This window comes from Roseibium sp. 10G30-5 (assembly GCF_055809635.1).
Window position 1 is genome coordinate 1,725,169 of record NZ_CM147918.1, and the last position, 12,837, is coordinate 1,738,005.

General features: G+C 57.3%; 8 protein-coding genes and 3 pseudogenes. 3 read left to right on the top strand and 8 right to left on the bottom strand.

What is annotated here, in order from left to right; translation table 11 throughout:
- Positions 1-153 precede the first annotated feature (153 nt).
- Positions 154-600, top strand: coding sequence for an Hsp20 family protein (locus AC0L7U_RS08725; protein ID WP_473695370.1), 447 nt, complete (start codon positions 154-156; stop codon positions 598-600).
- Positions 601-718: 118 nt separating this feature from the next.
- On the opposite strand, the pseudogene AC0L7U_RS08730 reads toward AC0L7U_RS08725, so the two are convergent.
- The 6 genes and pseudogenes from AC0L7U_RS08730 to AC0L7U_RS08755 all read right to left on the bottom strand — a co-directional run bounded on the left by AC0L7U_RS08730 (position 719) and on the right by AC0L7U_RS08755 (position 4,622).
- Positions 719-1,775 (bottom strand): annotated as a pseudogene (locus AC0L7U_RS08730) (threonine aldolase family protein).
- Positions 1,776-1,848: 73 nt separating this feature from the next.
- Entirely contained in the window at positions 1,849-2,445 is a 597-nt protein-coding gene (locus AC0L7U_RS08735; RefSeq protein ID WP_473695372.1) for a DoxX family protein, read from the bottom strand.
- Positions 2,446-2,467: 22 nt separating this feature from the next.
- Entirely contained in the window at positions 2,468-2,893 is a 426-nt protein-coding gene (locus AC0L7U_RS08740; protein WP_473695939.1) for a hypothetical protein, read from the bottom strand.
- A gap of 127 nt (positions 2,894-3,020) precedes the next feature.
- Positions 3,021-3,254, bottom strand: a pseudogene (locus AC0L7U_RS08745) (HvfC/BufC N-terminal domain-containing protein); the annotation flags it as partial.
- A gap of 29 nt (positions 3,255-3,283) precedes the next feature.
- On the bottom strand, positions 3,284-4,156 hold the full coding sequence (bufB, locus tag AC0L7U_RS08750; protein ID WP_473695721.1) for an MNIO family bufferin maturase: 873 nt from the start codon (positions 4,154-4,156) through the stop codon (positions 3,284-3,286).
- Between the two features lie 166 nt (positions 4,157-4,322).
- Complete coding sequence (locus AC0L7U_RS08755; protein WP_473695374.1) at positions 4,323-4,622, bottom strand: BufA1 family periplasmic bufferin-type metallophore; 300 nt, start codon at positions 4,620-4,622, stop codon at positions 4,323-4,325.
- 607 nt (positions 4,623-5,229) lie between these two features.
- On the opposite strand from AC0L7U_RS08755, the pseudogene gltB reads away from it, so the two are divergent.
- Together gltB and AC0L7U_RS08765 are read left to right on the top strand one after the other, a co-directional pair.
- A pseudogene (gltB, locus tag AC0L7U_RS08760) lies at positions 5,230-9,963 on the top strand (glutamate synthase large subunit).
- Between the two features lie 90 nt (positions 9,964-10,053).
- Positions 10,054-11,496: a glutamate synthase subunit beta gene (locus AC0L7U_RS08765; RefSeq protein ID WP_473695376.1), complete on the top strand. Its 1,443-nt coding sequence runs from the start codon at positions 10,054-10,056 to the stop codon at positions 11,494-11,496.
- A 113-nt stretch (positions 11,497-11,609) separates the two neighbouring features.
- On the opposite strand, the gene AC0L7U_RS08770 is transcribed toward AC0L7U_RS08765, so the two are convergent.
- Together AC0L7U_RS08770 and AC0L7U_RS08775 are read right to left on the bottom strand one after the other, a co-directional pair.
- Positions 11,610-12,059: a DUF459 domain-containing protein gene (locus AC0L7U_RS08770; RefSeq protein WP_473695378.1), complete on the bottom strand. Its 450-nt coding sequence runs from the start codon at positions 12,057-12,059 to the stop codon at positions 11,610-11,612.
- Positions 11,992-12,807, bottom strand: a complete 816-nt coding sequence (locus tag AC0L7U_RS08775) for a DUF459 domain-containing protein (RefSeq protein ID WP_473695380.1) — start codon at positions 12,805-12,807, stop codon at positions 11,992-11,994. Before AC0L7U_RS08775 ends, AC0L7U_RS08770 begins: the two co-directional genes overlap by 68 nt.
- Between the last annotated feature and the right edge of the window lie 30 nt (positions 12,808-12,837).

The following is a 12,837-nucleotide window of genomic DNA, read 5'->3' on the forward strand; positions in this document are numbered from 1 at the left end:
ACAACACTCGTTGACAGAGACCTTGAAAGCCGAAAATCGGCTCCCCATCTACTTTGCATGGTCGCCAGTAAGGGGCCATTAATACTTGTCAGCTCGCCAGTACCGGGAGCTGAATGAACGTAAATTCGTTGCTCATTCAAGAGGACAGAAACAATGCGTCATTTTGACTTTACTCCACTGTATCGTTCCACCGTTGGGTTTGACCGGCTCTTCTCCATGCTCGATTCGGCCAACGCCGAAGCTCCGACCTACCCGCCCTACAACATCGAACGGACTGGCGAAAACGCCTACCGCATCACGATGGCTGTTGCCGGGTTTGCGGAAGAAGACCTCACCGTAGAGGCGAAGGAACATGCCCTGACAATCAAGGGTGACAAGGCTGATGAAGATGGAGAGAAGGAAATTCTCTACCGCGGAATTGCCTCGCGCGCTTTTGAACGCCGCTTCCAGCTTGCCGAATTTGTTCGCATCGAAGGCGCGCACCTCGAAAACGGCTTGCTGCATATTGATCTCGTCCGTGAGCTTCCTGAAACAATGAAGCCGCGCAAGATCGAAATTGGTACGTCTTCGCCGAAGCAAATTGAGACTTCGGCGGTCTGACGGACCCACAGACCTTCCTCCTGAAGCTGTTCAGGCGATCCCCCACCTGAACTGAATAAAAAAGCGCCCGGTTCACCCCGGGCGCTTTTCAGCTTTTATAAGATCATTCGCTTGAATATCACGCGGCCAACAGTGCAATGAAGGCGTCAACCTCGGCATCGCTGGTAGCAAAGCTGGTGACCAGACGCAGGCAGATCTCATCGTCTGCCGGACGATCGCCCGGCCCCAGATCATCCGTCGGCCAATCATAGAAATTAGCACCAGCCTGCCGCAATCGTTCACAGGTACTGCGCTTGATGACCGGAAACAACTCGTTGCTTTCCACCGGCCACAAGGTGCGTCCGCCAACATTGCGAATGCCCTCCGCCAGGCCGCAGTGCCATTTCATTGGCATGTGCCGCGTTCTCCAGCCAATGCTCGTCCGACAGATACCCATCGAACTGTGCCGAGACAAATCGGGACTTGGAAAAGAGCTGACCGCTTCGCTTGCGGAAATACTCGAACCCCTTCGCTTGTTCCGGATTGAAGAAGATCACTGCCTCAGCGCACCAGCACCCATTCTTCGTACCGCCGAAGGATAGGATGTCGACACCTGCTTTCCATGTCATGTCCGCAGCTGAAACCCCAAGAGACACCAACGCATTGGCAAAGCGCGCGCCATCCATGTGAACCGGCAGATTGCGTTCCTTGGCGACAGCACTGAGGGCTGCAATTTCATCCAACGTGTAAACTGTTCCGCATTCACTTGCCTGGGTCAAAGAAACCGCTGTGGCCTGACCGTGATGCACAACGCCGTCCGGAAAGCGCGCAATCGCCTCGCGCAGCAGATCCGGGTCCATCTTGCCGTCAGGTCCGGCGACAGACACGAGCTTGCCACCACCCGTCATGAATTCAGGGCAACCACATTCATCAACCTGAATATGGGCCTGCGTCTGGCAAAAGAAAATGCCGCCCGGCTTGGCCACCGAGGCCAGAGCCAGAGAATTGGCGGCAGTGCCTGTGCCGACGATAAAGACGCTGAGATCTTCCTTTTCGAAAATCTCGCGCAATGTCGCTTCGACAGAGAGGCTCACAGGATCTGTGCCGTAAGCTGGCGCAAACCCCTCATTATGGCGTGCCAGAGAGGCCATGACCGCCTCCGAAGCACCTGCCCAGTTATCACTCGCAAAGTTCATGCCTGTGTTTAAGCACCAGATGGCAAGCCTGACAACCGGGAACCTGAGCTCAGGCAAACACCATCAGCCGAAATCAATAATAGCGCTCATGCCTGCGGTAATAATTGAAGAGAAATGCATCCAGAGAGAGCGTTCCCGCCCCCTTCAACATCGGCACCAACAGCAGGGCAATCCACAACAGACGCTGGTCTGCGATTGGAGAACTTGGATTGCCATCAAAAACCATACCGATGGCCTTGGCCCCGACATGATGGCCATAGATATCCGTGTAGGTCATCACCGCGATGAAGATAATCATCCCGAGCCCGGAGATCCGGGTAAACAGACCCAGCAGAATACAGACCGGCAGAACGAACTCTGCCCATGTTCCGACCAACACAATCAGTCCATAGGGAAAAAAGTCTATCTTGCTGACGTCATACCCGACCCGCTCCATCATCTGTGGCAGGATCTGAGCATAGGCGCCGTCTGTGGGATACAGAAAGCCCAACGCACCGCTCCCAATCTTTGTCATGCCGGAATTCAGGAAATAGACAAGCGCCACGGAAGAAAACGCAAGCCGCGCCGCCAGTTCGACCAGCCAGCCGAACGTCAATCGCTCCAGCGTGCGGAAAAAAGCCTGATAGGCCTCAAGAAAAAAGAAATCAGCCCGTTCACGTCCCACCCTCACGAAATTGCAATTCATTCGTCTGTTACGGCCTATTCATCGCACAAAAAGAACCGGTTTCAAGCAACAAGGCCAATATCTGCGAGATCGGCACATCTGGCACATTGATCAGAGCCGCCTGAACGGCATCGCCAAGCGTCTCCCCCTCCAGCAATGCCGCTGCCAGCTCCGCACCGCCGCAAGGCACGGCCCTCAGTTCGACATCAACGTCTGGCCGTGTCACGAGACAGGTTTCGGCACATGCCATATCCAGCGCCGGATCTATCTCTGAATCCGGATTCTCCACCGTTGTGCGGTTGGCCTGAAACAGCGACATCACCGGCCAGCGCGATGCCACCAGCGCAGCCGCCGGATGGGCAACGAAACAACACGCCTGCAAGTCCGCCTCCGACATCCCGCTCAGGCAGAAAGGATCGAGCGGACGAGCATCGGCGGCATGATAGGCCTGCAACTAAGGCCCACTCGAGCCGCGCAACGTCACTCAAATAGGGATAAGCGTGCAAGGGTGGAAACGCCTCAATGAAATCCGCAAGCTCGCCGCCAAACCAGATCAACACAGGTGAACGCGGCGGATTTGCTGCGACGAACACCTGCGTGAGTGCGCGAAAATATTCGTCTCCGACCAATGCCCGCAGCGCCGGAAAGCTGGCCGCCAACGCTTCAGTCAGCCCCACGCTGACATTGTTGCGATAGACATCGAAGCGTTTTCCGGCTTCTCGTCCATTTGGCCCGATCACACCTCCGGGCACGGCGAGAGAAGCATCGCCGACAGCCTGCCGGAAGGCAGTCCAAAGTGGCTCCTGATCAATCATTCCTGACCCGTTGCTTGTTGCACAAGCGCTCAACCGTGGTGATCGGTGAAAGCCTGCAACCGCACATCGGCCCTGTGGGCCTGCTTCAGTAATCCTGCCCACTCGGGAACCTCATTATCCCATTCAATCAATGTCGGCACGGCTCCAGTGCGCGCCAGCACCTGATCATAAAGCGCCCAGACAACCTCATCGACTTCGCGATCATGCGCATCGATCAACAGGGGTTCTCCGGCATCGTCATGATCCGGCGCGTGGCCCCCAAGATGCAACTCCCCAACCGCCTGCATCGGGAATGCCTCAAGATAGGCCTCAGCATCCATCGCCTGATTGGTACACGACACGTGAACATTGTTGACGTCCAGCAACAGCCCGCAGCCTGTTCGAGTCACGACCTCATGCAAAAAGGCCAATTCGCTCATAGTGCTTTGCTCAAAGGCAACATAGGTGGACGGATTTTCCAGCAGCATCTGACACTCCATCACATCCTGCACCAGATCAATATGGTCACAGACGAGTTGCAGCGTCGCCATGTTGTAAGGCAAGGGCAACAGGTCGTTCATATAAACTGTATCATGTGTCGACCATGCCAGATGCTCCGAAAACAGACCCGGCTCATAGCGTAACTTCAGATCCCGCAGGCGCGCCAGATGATGCTTGTCGAGCGGTTGCGGCCCGCCAATAGACAGTCCGACGCCATGCAGCGAAATGGGGTATTCCGCGCGAATGGCTTCAAGCTGGCGATGCGGCAGGCCACCTGCCCCCATGTAATTTTCCGCGTGGATCTCAAAGAACCCAAGCGATGGCCGAGTGCGCAAGATCGCTTCAACATGCTGCGCCTTCAGACCCACACCAGCCCGCGCAGAGATGTCTTCCGAGGTCCTCCCGCGTGGCGAGGACGACATCGCCCCAGACCGCGACACATCTGCAGCGCGCGGACCCGTTACCTGCTCACTCTGGTGCACCATGCCACTCTCCCCTTGGCAGTTTAACGTTTTCCGACAGCCGCAATATCCCGCCCGACTGATTGTCCCGAGAAACCGCGACTGCCGCCGATCTTGACTTCAAGCCTCAGCCTTTGGGGGCATCCCGATCCAGCTCTTCCAGCGATCCCTGTCGGCCGTCCGGCAAATCAATCGAGGCACACGTTCCCTTCGGCACCAGTTTGCAGGCGTTGCCCTGATAGTCCACTTTGGATGTCCCTGCGCATGTGGTGCCAGGGCCAGCCTTGCAGTCATTCTGACCAGCAAGAGCGACGCCGTAGCATTTTTCCTTTGCCTGCGCCTGCGCCTCGGCGGTGACCGCCAGACTGGCCAAAGCTGATGTTACGGCGGTTGCCAAAACAGCCGTTGCGAGTGTCTTGTTCGACATGAGTTGTCTCCGATTAAAGAATCCGACACGAAAACGCTCTGAAACGATCGCGTGCCTTGTCGTTCCCCTTCGCCAGCATGCCCCAGCGGTGCCGTGAGCGGAAATCAAAGCGACGTGACACTCAACCTCACCATGCAGAGTTGAGGCACGTAATAATATTTCAAAAAAGTCTTTATTTTTGTGCGCAAATGATCACACAGAACAAGAAGCAAGAAACAATTATAACAGAGTAGTGAGAAGAGGCTTGCTCCCTCCCGGAAAATCTGGCAATGTCTCGCAGCTTGCGATAGGACAGCATCACTGTCCTTTGTCCAACACTTCGGATCAGGACCCCAAAAGGGCCGGATCCGCCACGGCGAATTATCAGAGCAGCGGAACGACTGCCTGGATAAGATAACAGCCCGGGAAGGAAACTGCGAGCGACGACGCAAACACGCGTCGTGACCTGAAAAACGGTTCGCTTTGTTGGAGCGAACCGGGCAATATTCGACAGAACCGAGGCCGAAAGCCAGGGTTGTCGCACGAGCCGCGTCCGGAGAGGAACGCGACCCGAACGCAACCTTTCGCTTCAAGCCACGGGAACCGCTGGAATTTGGTGAGGACGCACATGACGAGAAAACAGCTGAGTACAGACACAGCTATTCAGGCAGGGCCAACCGATGCGACGCCAGTCGCACCCATGACATCCCTGACTGCTCGCCGCGAACAGGCAACTGCGCTGGGCCTTTATAACCCATCGCGCGAACATGACGCCTGTGGTGTCGGCTTCATTGCACACATGAAAGGTGACAAGTCTCACCGCGTTGTGGCTGATGGCTTGCAGATCCTGGAAAATCTGACGCACCGTGGTGCCGTGGGTGCTGACCCGTTGATGGGCGACGGCGCAGGCATGCTGGTCCAGATGCCACATGAGTTTTTCAAACAGGAACTGTCAACGCAGAGCGTGGACCTGCCCGAGCCGGGATTTTACGGTGTTGGCTTTGTTTTCCTGCCGCAGGATGACACGTTGCGCAGCCAGTGCGAAGCGATCATCGAGCAGGTGATCAAGGCAGAAGGTCAGGCGTTAATCGCATGGCGTGATGTTCCCGTCGACAATTCGTCTCTCTCCAAGGCTCCCGACATCGCGGCCACCGAGCCTGTGTCACGCCAGGTGTTCATTCGTCGCGCCCATGAGGAAGACGAAAACGATTTCGAACGCCGCCTCTATGTCTTGCGCAAGGTTATTTCGAACCGCGTACGCGACGAGTTGAAGGCCTCCAAATCGAACTTCTACATCGTATCGCTGTCTAGCCGGACCATTGTCTACAAGGGCATGTTCCTGGCCTATCAGCTCGGCGCCTATTACCGCGACCTCAAGGACGAGCGCTTCACCTCGGCCCTGGCTCTGGTTCACCAACGTTTTTCCACCAACACATTTCCGTCCTGGGAACTGTCGCACCCCTATCGCATGGTGGCGCATAATGGTGAGATCAACACTCTGCGCGGCAACGTCAACTGGATGGCAGCGCGTCAAGCCTCCGTCTCCTCGCCGCTGTTTGGCGAAGACATCTCGAAGTTGTGGCCAATCTCCTACGAGGGCCAGTCGGACACGGCCTGCTTCGACAATGCGCTCGAATTCCTGACTATGGGCGGCTACTCGCTGGCCCATGCCGCGATGATGCTGATCCCGGAAGCCTGGGCCGGCAATCCGCTGATGGATGAAAACCGCCGTGCCTTTTATGAGTACCATGCCTCCATCATGGAACCGTGGGATGGCCCTGCAGCCGTTGCCTTCACCGATGGCCGTCAGATCGGCGCGACGCTGGACCGCAATGGTCTGCGCCCTGCCCGCTATGTCGTCACCGAAGACGATTTCGTCGTCATGTCGTCGGAAGTCGGTGTGCTGCCGATCGAGGAAAGCAAGATCGTCAAGAAATGGCGTCTTCAGCCTTAGCCGCATGTTGCTGATCGATCTGGAAGAAGGTCGCATTGTTTCTGATGAAGAAATCAAGCGCAGCCTATCAACCGCCAATCCCTATCGGGACTGGCTACATCGCTCGCAGATCGTGCTGGAAGACATGCCGCAGGTGCGCGACCGTGCGCCGATTGCCGGTGAAAGCCTTCTCGACCGACAGCAAGCGTTCGGGTATTCCACCGAAGACATCAAGATCCTGATGCAGCCGATGGCCACTGTTGGCCAGGAAGCCATCGGGTCGATGGGCACGGACACACCGATTTCGGCTCTGTCAGACAAATCCAAGCTGCTTTACACCTACTTCAAGCAGAACTTCGCACAGGTGACCAATCCGCCGATTGATCCGATCCGCGAAGAGCTGGTGATGAGCCTTGTGTCTTTCATCGGACCACGCCCGAACCTGTTCGATCTGAAAGGCCTCTCGACCTCCAAGCGTCTTGAGGTGCGTCAGCCGATCCTCACGAATGAGGATCTGGAAAAGATACGCGCTATCGGCGACATTGCCGACAATCAATTCTCGGCCAAGACGCTCGACATCACCTACACGTCCGAAAAAGGCGCTGACGGGATGGAAAGCGCTTTGACAGATTTGTGCGCCCGTGCGGAAAAAGCCGTCCTGGATGGCGACAACATTATCATCTTGTCGGATCGTCTGATCAGCCGCTCCCGCATCGCCATCCCGGCGTTGCTGGCAACCGCAGCTGTCCACAACCATCTGATCCGCAAGGGTCTGCGCACTTCCGTGGGCATTGTGGTGGAAACTGGCGAAGCGCGCGAAGTACATCACTTCTGCGTTCTTGCAGGCTACGGCGCCGAGGCGATCAATCCGTATCTGGCCTTTGAAACGCTGGCTTCGCTGCATGCCAAGCTCGACTTTCCCGAGGAAGTCGATGCGTCCGAAATCGTGCATCGCTACATCAAGGCTATCAACAAGGGCATGCTCAAGGTCATGTCCAAAATGGGCATCTCCACATACCAATCTTATTGTGGAGCTCAGATCTTTGATGCCATCGGCCTGTCGACCAAGCTGATCGAGAAATACTTCTTCGGCACCGCCTCCCAGATCGAAGGCGTCGGGCTGCCGGAGGTTGCTCATGAAACAGTGATGCGTCATGCCGAAGCCTTTGGCGATGCAGTTGTTCTGCGCCGGGCGCTTGAGACGGGTGGGGAGTATGTCTACCGCGTGCGCGGTGAAAACCACACTTGGACGCCGGACAGCATCGCCATCCTGCAACATGCAGTTCGGTCCAAGCTGCCCGACACCTATCGCGCCTTCTCCAAGATGATCAACGAGGAAAGCGGCCGTTTCTCTATTCGCGGTCTTTTCCGTATCAAGAGCGCCGATGAACTAGGCCGCACTCCTGTGGACCTTAGCGAAGTGGAATCCGCCGAAGACATCGTCAAGCGCTTCGTCACGGGCGCCATGTCCTTCGGCTCGATCTCGCGCGAAGCCCACACAACGCTGGCCATGGCGATGAACACGCTGGGCGGCAAGTCCAACACCGGTGAAGGTGGCGAGGAGCCAGAGCGCTTCAATCCGCTCCCCGATGGATCGGCCAACCCCAAGCGGTCTGCCATCAAGCAGGTTGCCTCCGGACGTTTTGGTGTGACCACAGAATACTTGGTCAACGCCGACATGATCCAGATCAAGGTAGCCCAAGGCGCCAAGCCGGGTGAAGGCGGACAGTTGCCGGGTCACAAGGTGGATGCCGTGATCGCCAAGGTGCGTCACTCCACCCAAGGTGTTGGCCTGATTTCACCTCCGCCCCACCACGACATCTATTCGATCGAAGATCTGGCACAGCTCATCTACGATCTGAAGAACGTCAACCCGGAAGCCGACATCTCCGTCAAGCTCGTCTCTGAAGTAGGCGTCGGCACGGTGGCGGCCGGTGTTGCCAAGGCACGCGCCGACCATATCACGGTGTCGGGCTACGACGGTGGAACGGGGGCCTCACCTTTGACCTCGATCAAGCATGCAGGCAGCCCTGGGAAATCGGCCTGGCGGAAACGCAGCAGACGCTGGTTCTCAACGGCTTGCGGTCCCGTATTGCGCTTCAGGTTGATGGCGGCCTGCGCACAGGTCGCGATGTCATGATCGGCGCGCTTCTGGGCGCTGATGAATTTGGCTTCTCGACCGCACCGCTGATTGCGGCTGGTTGCCTGATGATGCGCAAGTGTCACCTCAACACCTGTCCGGTTGGCATTGCCACCCAAGACCCGGTTCTGCGGAAGCGCTTCAAGGGGACGCCAGAGCATGTCGTCAACTACTTCTTCTTCGTTGCCGAAGAGCTGCGTGAATTCATGGCAGCCCTTGGCATTCGCAAGCTGGAAGAAATTGTCGGCCGGTCTGACTTCCTCGACAAGAGCGCTGCAATCGACCATTGGAAAGCCAAGGGCCTGGACTTCTCGCGGATTTTCTATCAGCCGGAAGCCGCTCCCGAGGACATTCGCTGGACGCAGCTGCAAAAGCATCCGATTGACGACATTCTTGACCGTCGACTGATCGAAGCCGCGAAACCGGCTCTTGAAGACAAGACGGCCGTCGTCATTGACGAGACGATCTGTTCCGTTGATCGCTCTGCCGGGGCCATGCTGTCGGGCGCAATTGCCAAGAAGTACGGCTCCAAAGCGCTGCCGGATGACACGATCCACGTCAATCTGAAAGGCACCGCCGGACAGGCATTCGGCGCATTCCTCAGCAAGGGCGTGACCTTCGATCTCGTCGGCGATGCCAACGACTACGTTGGCAAGGGCCTGTCAGGCGGACGTCTCATCGTGCGCCCCTCGGAAAACAGTCGTATCATTGCGGAAGATTCCATTATTGCAGGCAACACCCTGCTCTATGGTGCCACAACCGGCGAGTGCTACATTCGCGGTGTTGCAGGCGAACGCTTTGCCGTTCGCAACTCCGGCGCCATTGCAGTTGTCGAAGGGGTCGGCGATCACGGTTGTGAATATATGACCGGCGGTGTCGTCGCCGTGCTCGGTGAAACGGGACGCAACTTTGCGGCTGGGATGTCTGGCGGCATTGCATATGTGCTGGACGTGGACGGCCAGTTCGCCTCCCGTTGCAATCTGGCCATGGTCGAACTGGAACCGGTGTCCGCGGAAGACGATCTGCTTGAAAAGCTGCATCACCATGGCGGCGACATTGAGCACAAGGGCCGTGTTGACGTGACTTGCGACATGAATCGTCACGACGATGAACGTCTGCGTCAGATGCTCAACGACCACATCGACTACACCGGCTCGACCCGGGCGCGCACCATTCTGGAACATTGGGACGAGTATCGCCCCAAGTTCGTGAAGGTAATGCCTGTCGAATATCGCCGCGCCCTTCAAGAAATGGAAGACAAGCGCATGGGAATGGTTGCTGCCGAGTAACCTGAAGACGACACCAAAAGGCGCGCGGGCGATGATGAGATTGCCCGCCAGCCGCCGACAAAAGTGACGAAAGATTTTGAGGAGGTCGCCTTGGGTAAGGTAACCGGTTTTCTGGAAGTAGATCGGCAGGAACAAAAGTATCAGCCTGCATCTGACCGCATCCGCCATTTCAAGGAATTCACCATTCCCTTGACCGAGGTGGAAGTACAGCGACAGGCTGCGCGCTGCATGGATTGCGGCATTCCGTTCTGTCATGGCCCAACAGGTTGCCCCGTCAACAACCAGATCCCCGACTGGAATGATCTGGTCTACAGCGGTGACTGGGAACTGGCGCTGCGCAATTTGCACTCAACCAACAACTTCCCCGAGTTTACCGGCCGCATCTGTCCGGCCCCTTGTGAGGAAGCTTGCACGCTGAACCTTGAAGATGTTCCTGTGAACATCAAGAGCATCGAGCAGGCCATTGCCGACAAGGGTTTTGAAGAAGGCTGGATCCTGCCGGAACCGCCCTCCCACAAGACTGGCAAGGCCGTTGCTGTGATCGGTTCAGGCCCGGCTGGCATGGCCGCTGCACAGCAGTTGGCCCGCGCAGGACACACGGTTCACCTCTATGAGCGCGAGCCAAAGGCCGGCGGTCTGATGCGGTACGGGATTCCGGACTTCAAGATGGAGAAGCGCTTCATCGACCGTCGCGTCCAGCAGATGGAAGCCGAGGGGGTGACCTTCCATTATGGTGTCGACGTCGGCACCAATGTCACCCTGGAAGAGTTGACCGCACGCCACGACGCGGTCGTCTTGTGCGTTGGCGCAGAGCGGCCGCGTGATCCCGGCGTCTCCGGCATGGAGATGGAAGGGTGCCATTGGGCCATGGACTATCTCGTTCAGCAGAACCGTCGCAATGGCGGTGAGCCCGAACTGAGCCAAGGCTCCAACGTACCGCCGATCTGGGCCGCGGGCAAACACGTCGTTGTCATTGGCGGCGGCGACACGGCATCAGACTGTGTCGGCACAGCCTTCCGCCAGGGCGCGCTTTCCGTGACACAGCTCGACATTCGCCCGATCCCTCCGGTCAAGGAAGACAAGTTGTCGGTCTGGCCCTATTGGCCGACCAAATTCCGCACGTCGTCGTCTCAGGCAGAAGGCGCAGAGCGTGAGTTTTCCGCAGCAACTCTGGGCCTTGTCGGTGAAGACAACCACATCACCGGCGTAAAATGCGCCCGCGTCGATGAGAAGCGTCGTCCGATCGAGGGAACAGAGTTCATTCTGCGGGCTGATCTGGTGTTGGCAGCAATCGGTTTCTCAGGCCCGCGCCTCGACACCTATATTGCCGAGGCCGGCGATGCCCTGGAACTGGATGCCCGCACCAACGTCAAGGCCGACACCGTCAGCTACAAGACCAGCATCGACAAGGTCTTTGCCGCAGGTGATGTGCGTCGTGGCCAGTCACTGGTGGTCTGGGCGATACGGGAAGGACGTCAGGCGGCCCGGTCAGTCGATGAATACCTGACCGGCTCGACAAACCTGCCGCGTTAAAATCCGCGCAAGACAGACTACGAAAGGCCGTCTTCGAACAGAAGGCGGCCTTTTGACGTTACCGTCGATGAAGGTCTCACTCAGTCGGTGCGTTGCCCGCAAAATAGGGATCATCAACCCGCCCGGGCACAACAGGAAGGCTCTTGCCATCCACCAAGGAAACTTTGGGCGATTTCATCTGAATCTGTATTCAGACGTGGAATGATCGACGGGCCGTCAGCCGTTTCCGACTTCTTCCCCGAGACGTCAGGAGCATCTTTGCCGAGCAGGCGCGGCATCAGGCCATTTGCCCGCCCGGTCAGGACAATGAAATCGGGATCATCAAGAACACCATCATAGGCTAGGCCTTCGAAGCCCCCAAGCACGCGCGACACGGCCTTGTCGACAAAAAAGGCGAGCTTGTCATTTCCGGCAAGTGTGAAGCCAATCTTGTCACCTGCGCGCAAACGACGTCGGCGGCCTTCCGTATCCGGGCCATAGGACGTGTATTTACCGTTATCTGATAAAAAGACGCTCCACGTATCTATGAAGACAGCACCGCTTTGGCGGGCGCGCGTTTCCAAAAGGTCGTTCAGAACAACCGCATCCGTGTTCATTCTGGTGTAAACTGTCGGCGCTCAGGCCAAGCCAGAAAACCGGGCGGCGGGTCCAACGCACGGCCTCGGTCATCGCCGCGACCTTGTGATCATACAAGGTCTTCCAGCGTTCATCTTCGAAACTGCTGTCATGACCATTCTGGGTCATGGATTTGGTCGAATCTTGCCGCCCCAGCACAAAGACAACAGCCACGACCTTTTCCTTGCGGATTTGCGCCAGCACCTCGGCCTGCCAATCTGGCAGACCGGATCCGGCAAGTCCCTTGCCCGCATGTTCAATGGTATCAACGCGAACCATCGGCTTTTTGGCATAGGTCCGTTTCAAGCCGGCAGCCAGACCATTGACGCGCTCATCTCCAACCACCAGGACAACACCCGCATTCGGATCTTTCGGGTCAATATCAGGAACCGGGGCACTTTGGACACGACGCGGGCGGGAGCTGCGCCGCTGTTTCGCCTGTCTTGCCTTGCGTGCATTCTCCGCATCGCGGGACCGACCACCTCCGAAAAACCGCGCCAATGCCCGGAAAGGATTAAACCCCTGAGGCTTGTCAGTATCCGAGGCGGCAAATGCGGGCGAGACAAAGCCAATGTCCTGCACACCGGAGAACAGAGCAGATGTCCCCAGAGCAAAAGCACACATCACACAAGCGACAAGTACGCGGCGACGTGTCCATCGCACCAGAGGACGAACCTTCTCAGCAAAAAATCTCATGCAGAAAGCCCCCACGCATGCGCCCAACGA